We start from the raw sequence: 20,102 nt of genomic DNA on the forward strand, positions 1-20,102 counted from the left end.
GCTTGGATACTCCTCGGACCCCGTCCAGGGGGATCAAACTCGAGCGCGCCCCGGACCATTGTGTCCGGGGCGCGCTCAACTCCCCTTATTCGCCGTCAGATCAACGCTTCACCGATCGCCGGGACAGCACGGGCAATGGTGTGGAAGGGCTCAACGTCTCTGCGAAAGTGAAGTCTGGGCCGGGTCTAGCGGCGGCAGTCGCGGTCGTTGGTGCGCCAGGCGCGCCCCACCTGGCCGAACTGCCGGTGGTCTTTCTTGTGGTGACCCAGGTGCCGGCCCCGGTTCCAGTAGTTCTGGTCCTGCCAGCCGTGCCGGGCGTGATCACGATCCGGGCCGTGGTAAGCCGTGGCGGCGGAGGCGCTGCCGACCGTCCCGAGCACGACCCCGGCGCTCATCGCGATCGTCGCCACGCCAAGGGCCGCAGCCCGCTTGATTCTGTCACTCATCGAGGGTGTCCTTTCCGTTCGAGGGAGCGTGATGCTCCGTCAGATCGCCTGGCCGGGTGGGGCCGGGATGAATCTGATCCTGCACCCCCGAACCGCCCAAAACGGAAAAACACCACCTCGATAATAGAATGCTCATCGAGCTCTCATTTGCCTCAAATACTCACATGATCTCACTGTGCGGGGTCGCGGCTTGCTCCTGAGCATGCGCCTCCAGCTGTTGCCAGGACCCCTGGCAGCCGCCCCGTCCAGGTCCGGTCTGGCGGTCAGCCTGCGGTGGTGTCCTGGGCTGCGGCCCGGGCCTGGGTGAGGGCGAGGCGGTAGGACTCGATGCCGGTCTGGATGAGGTTGCCGCCGAAGGTGAACCGGTCGACGATGACCGCGCAGAGGCGGGGGTCGGTGAAGGTCTTGGTCCAGCCATCTGAAGGACTCGTTCGAGGCGATTGCGACGCTGTTCTTCTCCTCACGCTACGTCAGAACCTGGAACAGCAGTTCAGCGCCCCTGCGGTCCAGTTCCATATAGCCGAGTTCGTCGATCTATGCAGATATCGGCATAGATCGACCTATGCCGAGACCGCGACTATGCCGAGAGCGTCGCCAGCGAAGGCCCCTTTCGTGTGAAAGCGGGCATGTTGGCTTCTGCATAGTTCCCGCGCCGGGCAGCTCTTGATCGTGGGGGCAGGGGGCTCCCGCGAAGGGGGAACGTCGAGGAACGTTCCACGCCCTGGGCCTCCCCGAAAGACGACCACCACGTTTTCCCAGACTGCCAGCGGTTGGCGTCGCCTGCCGCCCGCGGCCCAGATCGAAACGAAGAGCGTCGTCGTGCACGAAACGCTCCATCCGACGCGCGCGATCACGTGCAGGATGGGGGACGCCCGTAGGGAATCTCACCCGAGACCGGGCCTGCCACCTACCCTGGCAGTGACCAAGGTGTAGGAGGGACAGGGCCGTGATGTCTCAAGATGCATCCCCGGATCCGTACGCTGACCCGTTGGTGTTCGGCCAACGCCTGCAGATCTTGCGCACACGCAGGGGTATGACCCGAGAGCAGCTCGGTGGGCTGGTCGGTAAGTCCGGTTCGTGGGTCAAGGGCGTCGAGACCGGTCGTCTGGGGACGCCGAAGCTCGACATGATCCTGCGGATCGCCGAAGTGCTGCGGGTGCGGGATCTGGGGGATCTCACCGGCAGCCAAGCCATGCACATCCACCTGTTCACCGGCCCTGGCCACCCACGGCTCGCCCCAGTCAAGGCCGCAGTCGACGCTTTTCCGTTGACCACGCAGCGCGCGGCACCGCCGGCCGCGCACCTTCAAGCGCGCCTCGCACGGGCCTGGTCGGCGCGACACTCGGCGCCGAACCACCGCGAGGTGATCGGAGCGCTCCTACCGGACCTGATTGCAGACGCACAGCTCGCCGTACGGCAGGCCGAGACCGGCGCGGACCGTAGAGCTGCGCAAGCCGTGCTGGCCGAGGTCTATTCACTGACCCAGTTCTTCGTGGCCTACCAGCCCGACGCGCCCTTGTTGTGGCGGGTGGCCGAGCGCGGGCTGGTCGCCGCACAAGAATCCGAGAACCCGCACGCCATCGGTGTTGCCGCCTGGCTGGCGGCTCAAGCACACCGGGACGCCGGCCCTGGGCACTTCGATGCCGCGGACGCAGTGAACCTCGAAACGCTTGCCTATCTGGAACCGCTCCTGCCCGACGCCTCCAACGACGTTCTCGCGATTAGCGGTGCGCTGACCTTCGAGGCCGGATACACGGCGGCCCGGCGCGGGGAGACCGGTACGGCGTGGCGGTACTGGGACCGGGCACGTGAGATGGCGGCCCGGCTCCCCGAGGACTACTACCACCCTGTCACCTCCTTCTCCCGAGCCGTCATAGGTGCGCATGCCGTCACCGTGGCAGTGGAGCTCCACCAGGGCGGTGAGTCCGTGCGGCAGGCCGCTGCGGCGGATGCAGTCACGATCCCGTCCAGGCCGCGCCGGGCCCGTCATCGCATCGAAGAGGCTCGCGGCTACCAGCTCGACGGACAACCGGACGTTGCCCTCGCCACGTTGAACCAAGCGCACGAGGCCGCTCCCGAGACGATCAAGTACAACGGCTACGCGAAGCGGATCGTCCTCGAAGAAGCCGACTCGAAGAGCCCCGCCCGGCGCCGACGAGCGTCCGAACTCGCAGTAAAGCTGGGCCTCTTGGCTGCATGACGGTAAGGGGCACAATCTGTGCCCCTACCCTCCTGTCGTCGCTTCTACGGTCGAAGACCACAAGAGACCCCGGCGACCGCTCACGACGGTCCCGGGGCGTGGCCAACGCTGCAAGGAGCGTCGACATGACGAACGGTACTGCCCGCCCTCTGGAGCGCCCAGCGGGCGCCAAGATGGTGCTCCGCGTCTACACCGTCACACGCGAAGGTCTCGTGACGCCGCCGCACGCCACCGTGACCCTGCCCTACAGCTTCAAGCCCGCGCGCGAGTTGCCCAGCACGCAACTACCGCCCTGTGCCTGCCCCGTCCACCGCACTGCAGGTCCCGCCCGATGAACAGCCTCCTGGATACGCAAGCCGGAACGCAGCCGGTAGACATCGAGACGATGCGTCAGAGCGTCGGACGACTGCTCGGACCGGACGCCACATCGCCAGAGAGCGACGAGCTGGCCGGGCTGACCTGTCTGCTGCGCGGCCACATGCAGTTGATCATCCCCGAAATCGAGCAGGCGGCCGAGAAACTGCCCATGGATGACGTGCCCCGGTACTGCGCCCTCGCCTGCATCGGCGAAGCCCGCGTCAAGCTGCGGGCCACCGCCGGCGACGGGCCGCACCGGGCCGTGGCCTACGCCCGCAAGCTCGCGCGCTCCCTTACGGCGTTGTGTGACCACTACGAGGCACTGACCGGGGTGGAGATGTGCCTGGCCTGCGACAAGCCGATCAGAGACTGTGAGGACTCCATGCCGTACGGTCATGTCAGTGCCTCCGGTGGAGCCGTCTGTGCAGGCCGCATCCACACCCGATGCGCCCACACGCTTCGCCGCCGCTGACGAAAAACCCACCGCCCCGTTGAACACAGGCCGGAACCCCAGGGCGGCCGCGGCGGGGCAACGCCGCACCGTTACTTCGCTCTGCCTCCGGCAGCCGAATACTCGCTTCGCTCGTTTCGCGCGTCCCCGCGCGAATTACCCGCCTCCGGCGGGGCGGCTGGTTTAGTTTTTTTGGGTGGGGGGTTGGGATTTTAGTTGAGGGTTTTGTCATATTCGTTGTGGAGGTGGCCTTTCGGGGGAATCTCCGATTCCCTCAAACTTTGTTGTACAGACGGGTTTTGGGGAATCTCCGATTCCCCTGAAAACGAGGGGACTTGAATTGTATTCCGTGGAGAAAGGTAAACCACGGGCCCCTCCGGGGCCCGTATGCTTGCTCGGCAGTGGGGGGTTGGCTGCCTCCGACAGACACGGACGAGCGGAGGGATGTGCAGGGAGCTGGAGAGGCGAGGGACGGGCCCCGGGCCCTGTCCCGCCCCTCCCCTGTCCCGCCCTCCGGGCCGGACACGCCCCTACAGACCCACGCGATAGCGCGGCGGCGCAGCCGACGCGCAGCAGACACCCCAGACCGCTCCCATCCCCGAAGCGCACCACCCACCCACCCGCCCCCATTCCTCATTCATCCTTCAACCGGCGCGGCAAAAGTGGCAGCAGAGGGGATGTCAGCGGCCCTACCATGCACCCATAGGCCGCTGACGTGGGGCGTTGTAGAGGCGGGCCGCTAGGCCGCGCAACGTCCAGCGCAACACCTGACGCAACACCAGGCGCAACATCTACCGCAACACCAGGCGCAACAAGGTCTTCCAACTCCCCCTAACACATACTAGTATATGGGTTGCAGGGGGGAGGCGACCCCCGGCACACGCAGTGATCGACGAAGGGGAACACCAAGTGGAAATCCAGATTTCCAACGGGATCGTCCGCAGGGTGCGCGGCGGTAAGGACGCGGCAGGGGCGGGCGCGCTCCGCCCCTGCCGCGTCGGCACCGACCCGCTGCGCTTTCTGGCTGTGCAGCGACGCGCGTATGGCGGTCGACGGAGTGATCCGGTACCGCCAGACCCGCAATCACTCAGTCGTCACGTTCGTGCCGGACAAGGCATCCGGACTCCTGATCAACCGGCCGGACGAGCAAGTGATGGCCGCCGCCTATCGCGTGACCGGCCCGACCGGCGTCACGCAGCTGTGGCGAGGTCAAGCGGTCCGCGATGCCGTCGACACGTGCCGCTGAAAGCCCCCCGGTCGGTTGGCCCGCAGGGTGGGCGCATTTGATGCCCAACGCATCAGTCACGTTCGCGCCCGGGGGCACCCCATGGAGCCCCGAGAGCCTCTACACCGCCGAGCCAGCCGGCGAACCTGCATCGTGGGGCCAGCCGTGCGCCGAGTGCAGCTACCCGGAATCCGAACACGACCTTGTGCGCCTATGGGGCCGTTCCCGGACCGACGGCATGGGCTGCACCTGTCGGACCTACAGCACGCGGGACATGTAACGGTCGCCCGATACCACTCCGGTCACCGGCACGACCAGCACGGTCAACGTCAGCGCCACGGGACCGAAGTTCTCCCACCTGCACGGTCGCCACCGACGCCCCGTGCCCGTGCGGCTGCGAGGTGTCCCTGACCGACCGGGACAGCCTCCACCGCCACAAGCCACCACCGAGGAGCCGCAGCCCCAGCCCGAGCCTGACCATCGAAACGCCCGCCGGGAGCGTGCACGCCACCGCCGGCCCTCGCCAGGCCGACGCCGTCGCATTCGAGCTGGGCGGGGCAGTGCGCGGCAGCGTGCACGTCACCGGCACCCACCACTGGGACCAGTTCACCGCCGTACGCGCCTGTCTCGGCCCGGTGAACGCCTTCCAGGTCACCGCTCTCGACGACGCCCTGCCGCGGCTCGCCCGCAGCCGCACCGGATATCGGCTCGTTCTGCCCAACCGGGCGGGAATGGCCGTATCTTGGGTGGTGCCGCCTCCGGGGTTTGCCGACAGCTTCCCGGAGGCGTCCTGCGTTTCAGGCCTTGGCCGCTGCGACTTCTCGCACCCGGCCGGAGAGCTCCCGCACCGCCCGCGTCTTGGCGTATGGCGCGAGATCCGTGCGCATCGTCGCGAAGTGGTCGTCACCGCGGACGGACGACACGTGCTCGTACTCGTCAAGGAACCGCGCCCACGACTCGCAAGCGGCTTCCACGTGCCCGTGCCGAAGTTGCCGCTGCGCGAGCACCCCGTACGCGTGGACGCGGCCCTGTCGCTCCTGAGCGGACTGCACTTTGATGCTTTGCTGCATCGCCTTGATGCTGCCCGAGAGATCGCCCTCTTCCATCAGCACATGCGAGACGTGGAAGAGCCATACGGTCTGGTCGTATCCGCCAATCGCGTCACGCCGGTTGTCCGCCTTGGATAGGGCGGTCTCGGCCTCCCGAAGCCGCGTGTGCGCCTGGTGCCGGTCGCCGACCATCGACGCGGCGTGGGCTTGCTGCCCGCGCAGGAACGCCACGAGCCGGGGGCCAGCGGACGGCGCTGCTTCGGCCGCGGAGTCCGCCAGCTCCAGCGCCATCCGCCCGTGCCCGAGGTTCGAGGCTTGGAGCGACATGCCGCGCAGCGTGCGGCAGTAGGTGACGTGGTCGCCCGCCTCGTCGGCAAGCTTGAGCGCCTTGACGTAGTACGTCTGCCCCAGACCGTGAGCTTTCTCGTACATGGCCATCCAGCCCGTCAGGTACGTCAGGTCCGACGCTGCCGCGAGCATGTCCTGCTTCACCGACTCGGTGGCCTGCGCCCGCAGCCACGGGCCAACGGTATTGACGAGGAACGCCGCGGCCATGGGGCGCGCGTGGCCTGCGCCGAACTCATCAAGGATGTCCGCGATCCGCTCCGTCATCGACCGCACCGACGCGACTTGAGAGGCGCCGATCCGGGTCGTGGCCTTGCCCGGCGTGACCGGGTCGCCGGCCGCCCGCGCGCTCGTCTGAAACGCGGGCACGGAGAGCGCCGCGGAGAACACGGTCGCGGCGAGTACTCCGCGACGGGATGGGTCCATATCCGCCCTTCCTAGGTCAATCAGCTCCTCCACAGTGTCGACTGTGTGGGAGCCGTCGCCGGACACGGCGGGCGGAAGACCGGCTTCCGCGTGAGTCACCGGCCGCCCTAACCGGGCGGACAACGCTTCAAGAATCAGCGGCCTGACCTCGGGCTTTGGCGGCGTCCCGGCAATCCAGTGCGCCACGGCCGTCCGGTCGTACGTGAGATCAAGCCCGGCCTGCGGGCCGAGCCGATTCACTTGCTGAGCCAATTGCGTGCGCGTCCATCGTGCCTGCTCAATCAGCGAATCCAAGGCAGGGTTGGGCGTGCGCTTCCTCGTGGCCATGTCCTCAACTCCCGACAGCTCGCATGGCGTTCACGGTGTTCACGGTCCCACCTGCCACCAACGGTACCCGCAGCGCGTGACCGAGCGGTTACCTCTTAGGAGTAAAGGGACTCATCTCGGCCTTTGGAGCACGGGTGACCAGCGCACCAGCAGTGAGAAGAGGCGCCATCGCACAGCGCGGACGCCCCCGCCTTGTTCAAGACACGATGAGCATGAGCTTCGAGGTCTCCCCGGGCAGCACCGGGCGGACCGTCGCCGAATGCGACGCCCGCCGCGTGGGGATGGCCCGACGTGTGGCCGCCGCCCGGCTCCGCTACTGCGGCCTCGGGGACCTCGTAGACGACGCAACGCTGATCGTCTCGGAGCTGGTCACCAACGCCATCCTGCACAGCGGCGGCCATCAGGTCACGCTCTCGATGGCTGTGCGTGACGGCTGGCTGCGCATCTCGGTCCACGACCAGATGCCCGGCGGGCCAACGGTCCGCACGGCCGACGGCGACGCAGAGCGGGGCCGCGGGCTCTTCCTCGTCGAGAGCATCGCCGACGCCCGCGGCGGCGGCTGGGGCACCGACGACGACGGCGCCACCACCTGGTGCGCCCTCGCCCTCGAAGGGGAGACGGCATGATCGCCTCGCCGCTCCCCTACAGCCCCTACCGGCCGCGCAGCACACGAGAGAAGGCGAGCGGCGTGAGCGCAACCGAGCCGAGCCTGATCCCCTACGTCACTCTGCGGGAAGGGGAGGAGGCCGCCCCGGCAACCCTGGCGTTCGTGCAGGAGTGGCCCGGCAACCGCCTCCGGCTGCGGTACACGGACAAGGAGCCCGAGGACCGCGACGTGCGGGGCGCGCTGTGGGGACGCTGCTCGCAGAACCGCAGGGACCAGTGGAACATGCCGACGGGCAAGCCCCTGTGGAGGCTCATGCACCCATCCCGGCAGCGGGAATGCATGCAGACCATGCGCTGCCAAGTGTGCGTCCAACCGGCCAAGACGCCTCTCGGGTACATCTTCCTCGCGGGCCCCGACGACTACACGCCTCATGAGTCGACGATCGTCACGGCGCAGCCTCCGATGTGCGCGCGGCACGTGCGGGCCGCCGCCATGTTGTGCCCACACCTCGGCGGCCGGCCCCTGGTCTTCCTCGCCGAGAGCGCGCCCCTCTACGGGGTGCACGGCACCGTGTACGGCTACGGCCAGGGCGGCGTGCACGCGGTGGATCAGCCGGACTTCCCACTGCGCTACGGCGACCCGGATTTGCCCGTCTTCCTCGCGTCCCAACTAGTCCGGCGGCTGAGCGTCTTCCGCCGCCTGAGCCTGGCCGAGCTGCTCGCCGAGCTCACCGCGTTCAGAGCCCCGGTCCCGCACCAAACCGGCTCCGTCCACGCGTGCCCTGCCGCGTAGGGGAGCCCCAGACCCCCGTACCGGCCCGGCCGGGGTGATCCCCCGGGACTGTACGGGCAGCCCGGCCACCACCCGGGCCCCATGAAGATCACTGGAGGACACATGAGCACAGCAACCATTCCGTTCGGTGCACGAGCCGCCGCGCCTCCGTGCCTGGTCACCACCTCGATCAAGGGCGTGACCTGGAACGAGGGGCGTCAGCTGAACATCCAGGCCGACGGCACCCCCTGGCACACGTCCGACCTGGCCGCATCGACCACCGACACCAACCTGGACGGCCAGGGCGACGACGTCTCTGACCCGTACTACGCGCCCGCGTCATGACCGCCGCCGCCCGCCCTGTGCTCGTCGTCGCTGAACGGCTCGACGCATCAGCGGACATGGTCGTGGACGAGCTCACCAAGCGTGACGTCCCCGTGCTCCGCTTTGACGTCGCAGCGTTCCCCCAGCAGCTCACGCTCACGGCCGGCCACGCGCCCGCAGAGTGGGGCTGGACGGGGATGCTTGACGACGGGCGCCGGACGGCGGCGCGGCTTGAGGACGTCCGGGCCGTCTACTGGAGGCGGCCCGGACGCCCCGTCATCGCCGACGCCGTTCCCGAGCCCTACGCCACCTGGGCGCAGAACCAGGCCGATGCTGCGCTGCTCAACGTGTTGGCGGCTCTGCCCGGCGCACGGTGGATCAACAACCCGCACCACGACCGGGTCGCCGCGCACAAGCCACAGCAGCTCGTCGTCGCTACGTGCTGCGGGCTCCGCGTACCCCGCAGCCTGATCACGAACGACCCCGATGCCGCCCGCGACTTCGCCAAGCAGGTCAACGGGCCGCTGATCTGCAAGCCGGTCCTTGGCGGACGCCTGCCGGTAGATGAGGGTCGGCAACTCATGGTGGCCACCCATTACGTCGATCCTGCAGCGTTCGACGACAGCATCCGCACCACGGCCCACTACTTCCAAGAGGCCATCGAGAAGGCCTACGAGGTGCGGCTCGTCGCCGTCGCAGACAAGGTGTTCGGCGGCACCCTGCACACGTCCTCGGAGAAGGCGCGCACCGACTGGCGCACCGACTACGAGCACATCACCTACGGCACGCTTGACGTGCCCGAGGACGTCGCCGCAGCCGTGCGGCGCTTCCTGGCCTATTACGGCATCGTGTTCGGCAGCTTCGACTTCGCCGTGACTCCGGCCGGAGAGTGGGTGTTCTTCGAGAACAATCCCGCGGGAACGTGGGCCTGGGTGGAGAACCGCACTGGGCTGCCGATCGCCGCCGCACACGCCGACTACCTGCGAGGAGCCCGCGAATGACCTGGCTGGACAACGACACCGCGGCCGCGTCGCGAAAGGAGTTCGCTGCCGCCCTTGACCCGTCACACACCAGCGCGTGGAGGGATGCGTTCGCGTCCGTCCCCCGGCACGTGTTCGTGCCCAGCTTCTACACCCAGGGCGCGGCAGGCGCGTGGGAGCACGTCGGGCCGGGCGATCCGGGATACCTGGAGGCCGTCTACTCCGACCACGCGCTGACGACCCAGCTCGATGAGCGGGGCATCCCGACCAGTTCGTCCAGCGAGCCCTCCGTCATGCTCGCGATGCTCGATGCACTCGACGCGCGCGAGGGGGACACCGTGTTCGAGCTGGGCACCGGCACCGGCTACAACGCGGCCCTGCTCTCCCACCGGCTCGGCGAAGAGAACGTCACCACGATCGATGTCGATCCGGAGCTCACCGGCGCAGCAGCGCAACGCCTGGCGGATGCGGGCCTGCACCCGTTCATCGCCACCGGTGACGGCGCCGGCGGCTGGCCAGGCCGCGCGCCCTACCGGCGGTTCATCGCCACTGCCGCGCTCCGCGCGATCCCGGACGCGTTCCTCAAGCAGGCCGCGCCCGGCGCGGTCATCGTGGCCCCGGTCGGCTACGGCATTCTGCGGGTCACAGTGACAACCCCTGGCCATGGCACGGGATGGTTCCTCCCGACCCCGGCCCACTTCATGCCCCGCCGTACCCCGTCCGCGCCGCCTGCATTCGACGCGGCCCGGGAAGCCGAGCCCACCAAGACCACGGCAGCGCCGAGCGACGTCCTGGGACGGCTGCGGTTTCCCCTCTCACTGGCACTGCCCGGGCACACCACATGCTCGTGGCGCAATGACAAGGGCGAGCTGACGGCCGTCGGCATCTGGACGCAGGACGGGGCAACCGCGACGGCTCACGTGTCCGGCACGGTGCGCCAGGTCGGGCCGCGTCGCCTGTGGGACGTCGTTGAAGGCCTCGCCGAAACCTTCGCCGGTGAACCGCAGCGGCAGGAGTTCCACGTCAACATCACGCCCAGCCGTCAGACCGCCTGGTACCGGACGAGTGACGGGCCCGCCTGGGACCTCCCGCAACCCCAGTGACGAACTCCCCCTGACCGCAGCAGCCCCCGCCCGCCCGCGGGGGTTTCTGCACTCCCGCAGACCGCGTGTAACAGACGGCCGGGCGGCACAGCGCTGAGGCCGATCTCGCCGTCTGCAGCGACCCGCTACGCCTGGCCGTGCTGAACGACGACGACTTCAACACGCTGCGCGCGCTGTTGGTCGTGCTGGAGGGCAGCACCGCGCGGAGCGCCGTCCTGGTCGTCACCACGGCCGCCGAGCCTCACCCCCGCGCGTGCGGCTGGACCGTGCGGAACGGGTGGCTGCACCCTATGGACACGGCCGACCTCCAGCAGGCCGTCATCCCGTCCCCCGGGTCCCCGCCGTACAGCGCGAGGTCTACACCGCCCCGGTCCTGTCCCTCCCCGACACCAACGAAGAGAGCTCCCGTGCCTGACACGCCTATGGCCACCGCGAAGGCCGACCGTCAGCGAGCATCGTCGAGGATCTCGCGCAGCTTGTGCGCGAAGGCCTCGGGCTGCCCGGCGTAGCCGGACTCGCCACCGAGAAAGCCGCCGTGGTGGCTCGGAAACACCGTCGCCTCCTGGCCGAGCAGTTCGGCCGTTGCCACCGAGGTGCGTCCGGTGATGGTGTCTCGGGACTCCTCGCCCACTGCGATCAGGACCCGCGTCCGCGCCGCGATAAGAGCGTCGACGTCGGGCTGGTAACTGCTGACCGCCCACGACCGGTCGGAGAGCAGCGGGTCGTCCCGGGAGCCGTCATCTTCCGTCGGCATCCCGAACGCGGCGGGATCCGGCGCGGGCTGGGCGAAGTAGTCGTCGGTGAATTCGCCCCGCCACGACGTCATCACGACGAAGGCCGCCATACCGGCACCCCAGCCCTTGTGCTCGTACGCATCCCGGACGCCGGCCCGGGCGCGCTCGGCAGCCTGGGCGTCGCGGAGAACCGGAATGAGAGGCGGCTCGTGCGCCACCAGGGTGGTCACGTCGTCGGGGTACGCCGCCACGAGGGCGAGCGCGGTCACCGCGCCGCCGCTGCTCGCGAACATCTCGACCGGGCCCGCGCCCAGCGCCTCGATGACGGCGTGCACGTCGGCAGCCTGGATCTCGGGCGCATGGTCGACCCGGCCGTCCTTGCGCGTGCTGCGGCCGAGGCCGCGCGGGTCATAGGTGACCACGGTGCGGTCCGGGAAGTGCGACGCCAACGTGCTGAAGCCGCTGGCGTCCATTGGCTGGCCGATCATGACCAACGGTGGGTATCCATCGGCGGTCGGCAGCGGGCCGTGGACGTCGTAGGCGAGGTCGACCTCGGGAGTCTTGAGCATCTGCGGAGTCATAACCATGTAGACCCCTTCCCTGTCGAGAACTCATCGGACCCTACCCCCGCAGCCCCCGACACCTGAAGGTCGAGACTCGTCGGGGGCCGACGCTGACCTGGCTACCTGATGGCTTCCCACGATCTCGGAACACCCGGCACCGGGGGCCACTGGCTCGCAGGTGTCGGTTGGTTTCTGCGGTTGACCTGGGGCGACACCCATCACCTCATCACACTAGTAAGGGCCGCCCGCCGAGCCGACCCCATTTCCCCGCTTCGCGCTTCAGGAGTTGCCATGCTGCGATCGCTGTGCCGCGCCCTTCGACCGGCCCGCCTGCGCATTGCCGCCCGCCGCTTCACCGCCGGAATCGCGGCACTGCCGCCCACCGCCAACGAAGCGTTCGGCGCCGACGCCAGCGCCAAGGAAGCTGTCGCCTACAACCGCAGCCGCGTCGCCACCGCAACCACCGTCGCCCTCTACCGCAGCGGGCACACGCTGCCGCTTCCTGATGACCACGTCCACCCTGGCCCGCGGGCACCCCGGAAGCCCTGGTCTCCGACGGTCATCTGACCCTGGTGTTCAGTCCGGTCAGCCAGCCGTTCTACACCACGCCCGAGCGCTTCGATCAGCTGTCGCCGCGCTGGATCAGCGACGGGGAGGAGTCCTTCCCGTCGCCGACCTCGCCCGCCTCGAGCGCCCCCGCCCCGCTCTCGAGGCCCTGCCCGCGCACAAGCGCCGCGAGTTGTGTGAGCTGCACGGGATCGCGCTGTGGCGGTGCATGCTGTGCGGACCGCGCGAGCAGTTCGAGTGCCAGTGGGGAGCGTGCGCCGCCAACGCCGTGACCACGTACTGCGAGCAGTGCGCCCGGCTCGACCCCCGGCGCAGCTTCCCGCTCCCACCCGCCCTCGACTGCCGGTAAAGCCGCAGGTCAAAGGGGGGTTCACGCCGACAGATAACACACTAGTTTTGGTGTTGTTGGTTCTGCGGGAGCGGCTGACGGCGGGCGCAGCAGCCCGTCGCCAGCCGCCACAGATGGAAGGACACCGCGTCGATGACGCCCCTCGAGCTGGCCCACTCCTGGCCACAAGGGGGCCATTACCCGCACGCATGCTTTCGCCACGCCATACCCGAGGCCGGCCACGCAACCCTCGCCATCCTGCCGTGCGGCCTGGACCGCGCCCACCCGCACGACCACGCCCAGCTGTTGAGTTCCGTCGCCGCGTCCGGCGGTGCGGTGGTCAGCCTCTACCGGCCCGGGACCGCAGCCAGCGGCGCGACGCTCAAGGCCAGCGCCCGCCTGCTCGCCGAGCAGATCGCGGTCCTGGTCCCGGACCCCGCAGCTACGCTCGCGCTGCTCTGAGGTCCCCAACCGGGCCGGTGAGAGGACCGTGCCGCGCCTGAGCCCGTCGACTTCTTCGAGGCCGCCGCCGGGCAGGACATCACTCCCTATGGCACCTACTACCAGCTCGCCGGCCGCGGCCGGACCCTGAGCGTACGGACGCCTTGATGGGTCGGCGCGAGCAGGGAGGACCGCGCGGGGGGACAGCAGGCTCGTGATGGCGGCCAGCGTCGAGCCGTTGGTGCCAGGCAGTGAGGCTGCCGCAGATCGCCGGGCACGCGGAAGGCGATGTCCGGGCGGCGGCCGGCCCCAGTGCGGCGTTTGACGGATGCGCCGCGATACCAGCGCGCCCCGCCGGCTGGCTCGGGCTAACCTGCCGTCCGGGGGGCGGCCACCTGCACCACGGAGTCAGCCATGCCGAAACCCGCGAGGTTGAAGAACCGGTCGTCCCTGGCACACCAGGTCCGGCACGCCCTGCGCCACCCTGGGCGGATCGGCCCCTACCTGCGCCGCGCAGCCCGCGATGCATGGCTTGGGCTTCGGCACCGTGACCACATCGCCTATTACCGGGCGGTGATGGCCTCGGACACCGCGCGCAGCCCCGAGCGTGCTGTCGGCAGCGCCTCGCAGGCGCGCTGGCTGGCGCTGGGGCAGATGCAGTTCGACTACCTGCTCGAGCACGGCCTGAAACCGCATGACCGGATGCTGGAGATCGGCTGCGGGAACCTGCGCGCCGGGTGGCGGTTCATCGACTACCTCAAACCCGGCCACTACTACGGCATCGACATCTCCCCGGACATCCTCCTCGAAGCGCAGCGCACGCTCGCCCGCCGCGGGCTGCAGGACCGGCTTCCCCATCTGGCCCTCGTCGAGGACCTCAGGCTTGAATTCCTGCCCGCAGTCTGGTTCACGGTGGTGCACGCGCACAGCGTGTTCTCCCACTCGCCGCTCGAGGTGATCGACGAGTGCCTCGGCCACGTCGGCCGGGTACTCGCCCCGGACGGCTTCTTCGACTTCACCTTCGACCGCACCGAGGGCGAGGAGCACCAGGTGCTGCGCGAGGACTTCTACTACCGCACCGCGACCCTCATCTCGCTGGCCGAACGCCACGGGCTGGCCGCCCGGTTCATGGACGACTGGGAACAGCACCCGCACGGCCAGTCGAAGATCCGCATCACGCATCCGGCACCGGCGTAGGGACAGGCCCGGGCCCTGCCCCGAGGACGCCCGCGATCCCCGACCGCCGCGGGACCTGGGTCCGGCGGACCCGGAGTGCGCAAGTCAAGGACGAACGTCCTTTCGTCGGCCTCGCCGTGCTCGACGCTCCACGGCAGCCCGAGGTCAGCCACCGCCTCGTACACATCACAGTCCCCTGGTGCGACGGGCAGCCACGGGACACCGCAGCCGGCCTGCTCGGCGGCACGGACGAGGCAGCACAGCAATTCGGCGAGCAGGCCGGGCGCCGCCATGCGCGATGTGCCAACACCACCGCGTCAGCGTGTTCCCCGTCCCAGGCCCGCGAGGCCCAGCCCACGGGCCGACCCCGCACGTCTTGGGCGATCACGCTGTAACCCACGCGGGTGTAGCAGCCGGTCGAGGTCCTCTTTGCCGGGAAGTCCCGTCAGGGGAGGGCGTCTGTCTGGGCAGCACAATGTGTACAGGACTGTGACCGTGCGCAGATCATGCGGGGTGCTCGGTCGCAGGCACACCGCGGTGCCGTCGTCGAGCCGCAGGATCCGTCCACGGCGTGCCGGTAGGGGCCGACGCGCGGCCATGGCCAGCAGGTGGCCGGCAAGGCGTTCGCTGAGGGTGATCGCGGCCCTGGACTCGTCTCTGTGGCCAGCCATTCTGCCGAGCGGCCCGCACAAAACGTCCGGTTTTGAGGTGAGATATCCCGTGCTCCGCGCGGCGGGAATTGAGCGGCTGAAGGACAGCGCGACGCGACACTGTCCGTTCATCACTACGATCGACGGCACAGCAACGCTGACGCCAGGGCAGGGGGGATGATGCCGCACGTCGTGAGTATCCCGCTCGACGACGGGGAGAGCCTGCACATCGAGGTTGATGTGCGTGACGAGAACGGCTGGGCCCGCGCAGGACGCGCCCAGGACGCCGCTGACACGGTGGGCCGCACTTTCCAGAATGCCTTGGCGCCGATACGGCCCGCTATGCAGGCGGTCGTCGACCACTTGCGCGGCGGTATCGCCCCGCCTGACAGCGTCAGGCTGGAGTTCGGGATCAAGTTCTCCGCCGAGGCCGGCGTGGTGGTGGCCCGTACCGCGACAGAGGCCAACTTCTCCGTCGTGGTGGAGTGGAATCGCCCGATCGAGGGTGCCTGACGTGACCGCCGGTGTGTCCGCGCTGTTCGGCGCCGTCGTGCGAGTCCGGCGCGCTGAGGGCCCCATCGTGGGCGGTGGATTCCTCGTCGCCCCCGGCCTGGTGTGCACGTGCGCTCATGTGGTGGCACAGGCCCTGGAAGTTGACGCACGGTCGGCAGATCCACCGCATGGCCGGGTGGAGTTGGACTTCCCTCTCCTGAACCCGACGCTGCCGGATGCGCCGCCTGGCGGTGGTCGGGGCGTCCAGTCGGCCACTGTGGTGGGCTGGCGGCCAGTGCTCGCCGACGACACCGGGGACCTTGCTCTCCTCCAGATAGACGCGCCACCGCCGGGAACTGCGGTGCCCTGGTTGGTGGAGGCCAACGAGTTGTGGGATCACGCGGTGCGGGTGTTCGGCTTTCCGTCAGGCAGTGACCATGGCGTGTGGGTCGCCGGCAGACTGCGTGCCCTCCAGGGTGCGGGCTGGGTGCAGATGCAGAGCGAAGCGGGACCGGCCATTGAGCGAGGGTTCAGCGGCTCGCCGGTCTGGGACACCGATCTCGGCGGTGTCGTCGGCATGGCGGTGGCCGCCGGGCTCGGCAGCGGCGTGGACACCGCCTACCTCCTGCCCGCGTCCTCGATTCTGCTCGCCTGGCCGGAACTGGCAGAGCATGCCCTGCCGTCTTCGCCTTACCGGGCCCTGAACTCCTTTACTGCCCAAGACGAGCACGTGTTCTGTGGCCAAGATGAAGCGGTCGCGCGCTTGGAGGCGCTCACCGCCCGGCAGCCGGTAGTCGTCCTGTCCGGCCCTTCGGGCAGCGGGAAGTCCTCCCTGGTGCGGGCTGGCCTGCTGCCGCGGCTGAACCGGGCAGGCTGGGCGACCGCGGACTTCCGCCCGATCCCCGGGCTCAGTCCGGCACAGACAGTGGCGGGCGCGCTGACACCATTGCTAAGGGGCGAACTCCGCGAGGGGGACCTGACCAGACACCTGGTGCAGGCAGGGCACGCCGAGGTCACTGGCAGACTCAGCCGGAGATACCCGCGTGGCCTCCTGTTATTCGCGGACCAATTCGAGGAGATTGTCACCGCCGACCAGGAGGCGGCGAAGGAACTGCTGAGCCTAATCTCCGCGCTGACCGTCGATGCGTCGCCGACCACGCCGGTACGGGCGCTGTTCACGGTGCGCTCCGGGTCGCTCGACCGCATGCTCACCCAACAGAACCGAAGCTCGCTGGACGAGGGCGTCACCTTCCTGCCCCCCATGGGACGAGAGCAGCTCAGGACGGCAATCACCGCGCCGCTCGCAGTCACTCCTGGCGTCGTGCACGAGCCCGGTCTCGTGGAACGGATTTTGGACGACGCAGGCGAGGGGCCCGGCCGGCTGCCGCTGGTGGAGTTCACGCTGACCCGGTTGTGGGACCGGCGCCGAGGCGGGATGCTCACCCACGAGGCGTACGACGCTTTGGGTGGAGTCGGGGGTGCGGTGGCCGACTACGCGGAGGAGATGTACGAGCGCAGCCTGCGGCCCTTGGAGCGCGAGCCCGCACGACGCCTGTTCGTCCAGCTCGCGCGACCGGAGGAGGATGGAGGGTTCACGCGCCGGGCGGTACGCGTCGACACGCTCGACGAGGATCAGCGGCGACTGGTGCGGCGGTTGGCCGACCGCAAACTGCTGGTGACGACCCGAGCGGTTGACGGCACCGAAATCGCGGACCTGGCGCACGACGCGCTCATCGACAGCTGGAGCCGACTGCGGGGGTGGCTGGCCGCAGACCGCGACTTCCGAGACTGGCAGGAACGGCTGCGGGCCAGCCTGCGTCAGTGGGAGCAGCTCGGCCACCGCAGCGGTGCCCTGCTGCGGGATCCTTTGTTGGCCGAGGCACTGACGTGGAGCACGAAGAGGTCGCAGGACATCACCGCCGACGAGCGGGCGTACATCAACGCCAGCCTGATACTGCGCACACGCCGGACGCGGCGCGGGCGCCTCATCACCACCGGGGTGGCGATTCTGGCCCTGATCGCTGCCACCCTGGCGGGCCTGACGTACACCCGAACTCGGGAGGTCACCCGCCAGCTCCACGCCCAAGCGGCCCGGCTGCTCGGGCAGGACGCCCAGCGTCGGGCCGACGACGCCCCGGGCACTGCCGCCCTGCTCGCGCTGTCCGCATGGCACACTGACAGGACCCAGCCCGAGGCTTACGGCGCGCTGTTCAAGCTCTACGCGCGACTGCGGAGTGTGGACGGAGTCCAGGAACTGGGCATCGACCACGCGCTGTTGTTCACAGCCACTCCGGACGGGAAGTCGGCTGTCATGGTCGACCAACTGGGTACCGTCTCGGCCCTCACTGATCTGCTGGGACACGTGAAGGTCCGCACGTTCGCACGGACGCGCTCGAACACCGAGCACGAACCCCTGGTGAAGGTCAGCCCGGACGGCCGGCAGGTGGCCCTGCTGGACGACCGCACGGGCCTCACCGTGTGGAATGTGAGCCACCCGGACGGCCCGACCCGGCTCCCCGTCCCGGCTGGCTGGAACTCGGCGCAGGACACCCGCGACCTCGCCTTCTCCGCCGACGGCTCCCAACTGGCCGCGATCTTCGGTGGATCGGACCGCACTGGGAAGTCCGAAGTCGACCGGCTCGGCCTCTGGGACATCGGCAGCAGGCGCCTGATCTCCGGCACCATTCTGCGGCACAGCTCCTTCTACACCGTGGACTTCAGTCAGCATCCCGGACAGGTACTGCTCTTCCGGGAAACTGGCCAGAACAACAGTTACGTACGCGTCGATCCGCGCACCGGAGCTGAGAGCCGCCCGATCGGCGTCGACTCGGCCGCTGCTGTCGGGCTGAATGGTCAAGTTGTGGTCGACTGCGCTTCCGACGATGCGCTGCGCATCCGATCCTCCGGTGCCGGCACAGTTCTGCGCACCGTCCCGACCGCAAACTGCACGGACGTGCGACTCGACGGCACGGGCCGCTATGCCCTGACCGAACCGGACACGGCTACCGGCCAATCGGACCTGTCGACCGTCAAGGTCGTGGACTTGAGAACTGGCATGGTCTCCTGGGTCGCCGCCCCGATCTATGACACCCTCAAGAGCGCAGACGTCGTGGTGGCCCCGCACACGGATGGCAGTCTGGGGATTCTCGCCTTCAAAGGACGTGAACTGCTGCGGTTCACCGCGCCCCGGCCGACAAAGCCCGTCCGCTACCCGATGCCGACGATGGCCTCTGGCCTTCCCGTCAGCGCCGACGGGCGATTCCGGCTGCTGGGCGGCGAGGATGTGGACAAGGAGCCGCTCCAGTTACTGGACACTTCGAGCGGCGCGATAGCCACACCCCCGGCAGGGGCGCAAAAGGACATCCTGACGGCGGCGGAGAGGTCGCAGGTGCTCTTCACCTCCGACGGCCGCCACCTCGTCGTCAGCGACGGAGACTCCCTGACTGTCTACTCCACTCCGCGGCTCGCGCGGGAGCGGACGATCACGCTGCCCACACCGCCGGGGGTGCACCCCACTTTCGGCGCGACCTTGGCCGTGGCGGACGACGGAAGCGTGCTGACGCTCTACGCCGGAGAACTGGCCCGGTGGGACCCGGCCACCGGGCGTCCGCTGGGATCCCTGCTGCCGCTTGCTCACGGCACGGAGTTGGCCTGGCTGGCCGACAACGGCACGCCTGTAGTGCCCCGCCCCGGGCATCCGGCGCAGGCACTCGTACGTGGGCGGGACGGTGTGACGCGCCTGTGGGATCTCACCAAGCGCGGCTCCATCGGATCGTTCCAGGCCGACCCTGACGTCATCAGCACCTTTCAGACCGAGGTGTTTGATGCATCGGGCGACACCCTGGCCGTTCTACGCGACATCAAGGACGGCTTCGGCACGAAGATAGAGTTCCTCGGGCTCCCGGACTTCGACGTTCTGGGAACGCCAGCGCCGGCCCGCGACGTCATCAACCTCGTCGGGTTCACCCGCGCCGGATACCTGATCTCCACCAGTGCCGACGCAATGCAGGTATGGCGCCCGGGCCTATCCACGCAGATCGCTGGCCTCGCCCTTCCCGATGACCTGCGCTGGTACATCCACGGCGCCACAGCCATCGGCGTCACCGACGCCGGATCGCTGCCACTCTCGCTCGACCCCGACCAGTGGCGCGCTTCCCTGTGCCGCGCCGTGCACCGACCACTCACCAAGGCCGAGCACCAACTACTGCCCGACGGAACGAACACGGGCCAGCCCTGCAAGGATTGAACTGGCAAACCACCGGAGATCTTTCAGCCGCCGAGCATTCCTCAATGACGTCCCGCTCCTCCTCGTGCGCGTCGCGCCGTGGGCATAGGTGCGGCGTCGGAGCCGAGCGAAGGAGGAGACCGCGCCGGTCGGTGGCAGAGACGGCGAGCAAGCTGAAGCCTTTGCCGCGCCGTCTCATAGTCCGGAAAAGCTGCTCGTGCTCGCTGTGTGGCTTCGCCGCCCGCACTGATGTGCTGCTCTCGATCGGCCGGCGGCCGCGACTGGCCGACCTGTACACGCCGAGGTCGAGCAGGC

At 69.0% G+C, this 20,102-nt stretch carries 18 protein-coding genes and 1 pseudogene; 14 read left to right on the forward strand and 5 right to left on the reverse strand.

Features of this window, described 5'->3' with window-relative positions:
* Nucleotides 1-185: 185 nt before the first annotated feature.
* Both VXC91_RS24050 and VXC91_RS24055 read right to left on the reverse strand, forming a co-directional pair.
* The gene (locus tag VXC91_RS24050; RefSeq protein ID WP_329509403.1) at nucleotides 186-446 is read right to left on the reverse strand and encodes a hypothetical protein; all 261 of its coding nucleotides are present in this window, start codon (nucleotides 444-446) and stop codon (nucleotides 186-188) included.
* A 263-nt stretch (nucleotides 447-709) separates the two neighbouring features.
* Nucleotides 710-980 (reverse strand): annotated as a pseudogene (locus VXC91_RS24055) (ATP-binding protein); the annotation flags it as partial.
* Between the two features lie 415 nt (nucleotides 981-1,395).
* Between VXC91_RS24055 and VXC91_RS24060 the strand changes: the two are divergent.
* The 4 genes from VXC91_RS24060 (at nucleotide 1,396) to VXC91_RS24075 (ending at nucleotide 4,700) form a co-directional block, all read left to right on the forward strand.
* The gene (locus VXC91_RS24060; protein ID WP_329509404.1) at nucleotides 1,396-2,646 is read left to right on the forward strand and encodes a helix-turn-helix domain-containing protein; all 1,251 of its coding nucleotides are present in this window, start codon (nucleotides 1,396-1,398) and stop codon (nucleotides 2,644-2,646) included.
* A gap of 125 nt (nucleotides 2,647-2,771) precedes the next feature.
* On the forward strand, nucleotides 2,772-2,981 hold the full coding sequence (locus VXC91_RS24065; protein ID WP_329509405.1) for a hypothetical protein: 210 nt from the start codon (nucleotides 2,772-2,774) through the stop codon (nucleotides 2,979-2,981).
* Nucleotides 2,982-3,031: 50 nt separating this feature from the next.
* Complete coding sequence (locus VXC91_RS24070; RefSeq protein ID WP_329509406.1) at nucleotides 3,032-3,475, forward strand: DUF6415 family natural product biosynthesis protein; 444 nt, start codon at nucleotides 3,032-3,034, stop codon at nucleotides 3,473-3,475.
* Between the two features lie 1,021 nt (nucleotides 3,476-4,496).
* Nucleotides 4,497-4,700 (forward strand): hypothetical protein, encoded by a 204-nt coding sequence (locus VXC91_RS24075; protein WP_329509407.1) that lies wholly within the window; start codon nucleotides 4,497-4,499, stop codon nucleotides 4,698-4,700.
* Nucleotides 4,701-5,476: 776 nt separating this feature from the next.
* On the opposite strand, the gene VXC91_RS24080 is transcribed toward VXC91_RS24075, so the two are convergent.
* Nucleotides 5,477-6,826, reverse strand: a complete 1,350-nt coding sequence (locus VXC91_RS24080; RefSeq protein ID WP_329509408.1) for a hypothetical protein — start codon at nucleotides 6,824-6,826, stop codon at nucleotides 5,477-5,479.
* 212 nt (nucleotides 6,827-7,038) lie between these two features.
* Here VXC91_RS24080 and VXC91_RS24085 point away from each other — a divergent pair, with 212 nt between their 5' ends.
* From VXC91_RS24085 to VXC91_RS24105, 5 genes are all read left to right on the forward strand, one after another.
* Nucleotides 7,039-7,452, forward strand: a complete 414-nt coding sequence (locus tag VXC91_RS24085) for an ATP-binding protein (protein WP_329509409.1) — start codon at nucleotides 7,039-7,041, stop codon at nucleotides 7,450-7,452.
* Nucleotides 7,449-8,225 carry a hypothetical protein gene (locus VXC91_RS24090; protein ID WP_329509410.1) on the forward strand — a complete coding sequence of 259 codons (777 nt, stop codon included), beginning with the start codon at nucleotides 7,449-7,451 and terminating at the stop codon, nucleotides 8,223-8,225. Before VXC91_RS24085 ends, VXC91_RS24090 begins: the two co-directional genes overlap by 4 nt.
* Before the next feature lie 102 nt (nucleotides 8,226-8,327).
* The gene (locus VXC91_RS24095; protein ID WP_329509411.1) at nucleotides 8,328-8,549 is read left to right on the forward strand and encodes a hypothetical protein; all 222 of its coding nucleotides are present in this window, start codon (nucleotides 8,328-8,330) and stop codon (nucleotides 8,547-8,549) included.
* Nucleotides 8,546-9,529, forward strand: coding sequence for an ATP-grasp ribosomal peptide maturase (tgmB, locus tag VXC91_RS24100; RefSeq protein ID WP_329509412.1), 984 nt, complete (start codon nucleotides 8,546-8,548; stop codon nucleotides 9,527-9,529). Before VXC91_RS24095 ends, tgmB begins: the two co-directional genes overlap by 4 nt.
* Nucleotides 9,526-10,611 carry a methyltransferase domain-containing protein gene (locus tag VXC91_RS24105; protein WP_329509413.1) on the forward strand — a complete coding sequence of 362 codons (1,086 nt, stop codon included), beginning with the start codon at nucleotides 9,526-9,528 and terminating at the stop codon, nucleotides 10,609-10,611. The genes tgmB and VXC91_RS24105 overlap by 4 nt, the downstream gene beginning before the upstream one ends.
* 445 nt (nucleotides 10,612-11,056) lie before the next feature.
* Here the strand turns inward: VXC91_RS24105 and VXC91_RS24110 are convergent, their stop codons facing one another.
* The gene (locus tag VXC91_RS24110; RefSeq protein ID WP_329509429.1) at nucleotides 11,057-11,926 is read right to left on the reverse strand and encodes an alpha/beta fold hydrolase; all 870 of its coding nucleotides are present in this window, start codon (nucleotides 11,924-11,926) and stop codon (nucleotides 11,057-11,059) included.
* Between the two features lie 273 nt (nucleotides 11,927-12,199).
* On the opposite strand from VXC91_RS24110, the gene VXC91_RS24115 reads away from it, so the two are divergent.
* Nucleotides 12,200-12,475, forward strand: a complete 276-nt coding sequence (locus VXC91_RS24115; protein WP_329509414.1) for a hypothetical protein — start codon at nucleotides 12,200-12,202, stop codon at nucleotides 12,473-12,475.
* Nucleotides 12,476-12,530: 55 nt separating this feature from the next.
* Here the strand turns inward: VXC91_RS24115 and VXC91_RS24120 are convergent, their stop codons facing one another.
* Entirely contained in the window at nucleotides 12,531-12,662 is a 132-nt protein-coding gene (locus VXC91_RS24120) for a hypothetical protein (RefSeq protein WP_329509415.1), read from the reverse strand.
* Nucleotides 12,663-12,956: 294 nt separating this feature from the next.
* On the opposite strand from VXC91_RS24120, the gene VXC91_RS24125 reads away from it, so the two are divergent.
* The 4 genes from VXC91_RS24125 (at nucleotide 12,957) to VXC91_RS24140 (ending at nucleotide 19,808) form a co-directional block, all read left to right on the forward strand.
* Nucleotides 12,957-13,265, forward strand: a complete 309-nt coding sequence (locus VXC91_RS24125; protein WP_329509416.1) for an LOG family protein — start codon at nucleotides 12,957-12,959, stop codon at nucleotides 13,263-13,265.
* 393 nt (nucleotides 13,266-13,658) lie between these two features.
* A complete protein-coding gene (locus tag VXC91_RS24130; protein ID WP_329509417.1) occupies nucleotides 13,659-14,441 on the forward strand; it encodes a class I SAM-dependent methyltransferase in 783 nt (260 codons plus the stop codon).
* Nucleotides 14,442-15,262: 821 nt separating this feature from the next.
* A complete protein-coding gene (locus VXC91_RS24135) occupies nucleotides 15,263-15,583 on the forward strand; it encodes a CU044_2847 family protein (RefSeq protein ID WP_329509418.1) in 321 nt (106 codons plus the stop codon).
* Between the two features lies 1 nt (nucleotide 15,584).
* The gene (locus VXC91_RS24140) at nucleotides 15,585-19,808 is read left to right on the forward strand and encodes a serine protease (protein WP_329509419.1); all 4,224 of its coding nucleotides are present in this window, start codon (nucleotides 15,585-15,587) and stop codon (nucleotides 19,806-19,808) included.
* The last annotated feature ends 294 nt before the right edge of the window (nucleotides 19,809-20,102 follow it).

The sequence above is a fragment of the Streptomyces chiangmaiensis genome (assembly GCF_036281785.1).
Lineage (GTDB): Bacteria > Actinomycetota > Actinomycetes > Streptomycetales > Streptomycetaceae > Streptomyces > Streptomyces chiangmaiensis.

Excerpts from the sequence above, each read along its gene's own strand:
- VXC91_RS24130 (WP_329509417.1), top strand. The coding sequence starts at position 13,659 with ATGCCGAAACCCGCGAGGTTGAAGAACCGGTCGTCCCTGGCACACCAG.
- VXC91_RS24075 (WP_329509407.1), top strand. The coding sequence starts at position 4,497 with ATGGCGGTCGACGGAGTGATCCGGTACCGCCAGACCCGCAATCACTCA.
- VXC91_RS24085 (WP_329509409.1), top strand. The coding sequence starts at position 7,039 with ATGAGCTTCGAGGTCTCCCCGGGCAGCACCGGGCGGACCGTCGCCGAA.
- tgmB (WP_329509412.1), top strand. The coding sequence starts at position 8,546 with ATGACCGCCGCCGCCCGCCCTGTGCTCGTCGTCGCTGAACGGCTCGAC.
- VXC91_RS24125 (WP_329509416.1), top strand. The coding sequence starts at position 12,957 with ATGACGCCCCTCGAGCTGGCCCACTCCTGGCCACAAGGGGGCCATTAC.
- VXC91_RS24060 (WP_329509404.1), top strand. The coding sequence starts at position 1,396 with ATGTCTCAAGATGCATCCCCGGATCCGTACGCTGACCCGTTGGTGTTC.
- VXC91_RS24115 (WP_329509414.1), top strand. The coding sequence starts at position 12,200 with ATGCTGCGATCGCTGTGCCGCGCCCTTCGACCGGCCCGCCTGCGCATT.
- VXC91_RS24105 (WP_329509413.1), top strand. The coding sequence starts at position 9,526 with ATGACCTGGCTGGACAACGACACCGCGGCCGCGTCGCGAAAGGAGTTC.
- VXC91_RS24050 (WP_329509403.1), bottom strand. The coding sequence starts at position 446 with ATGAGTGACAGAATCAAGCGGGCTGCGGCCCTTGGCGTGGCGACGATC.
- VXC91_RS24090 (WP_329509410.1), top strand. The coding sequence starts at position 7,449 with ATGATCGCCTCGCCGCTCCCCTACAGCCCCTACCGGCCGCGCAGCACA.
- VXC91_RS24095 (WP_329509411.1), top strand. The coding sequence starts at position 8,328 with ATGAGCACAGCAACCATTCCGTTCGGTGCACGAGCCGCCGCGCCTCCG.
- VXC91_RS24070 (WP_329509406.1), top strand. The coding sequence starts at position 3,032 with ATGCGTCAGAGCGTCGGACGACTGCTCGGACCGGACGCCACATCGCCA.
- VXC91_RS24065 (WP_329509405.1), top strand. The coding sequence starts at position 2,772 with ATGACGAACGGTACTGCCCGCCCTCTGGAGCGCCCAGCGGGCGCCAAG.
- VXC91_RS24110 (WP_329509429.1), bottom strand. The coding sequence starts at position 11,926 with ATGACTCCGCAGATGCTCAAGACTCCCGAGGTCGACCTCGCCTACGAC.
- VXC91_RS24080 (WP_329509408.1), bottom strand. The coding sequence starts at position 6,826 with ATGGCCACGAGGAAGCGCACGCCCAACCCTGCCTTGGATTCGCTGATT.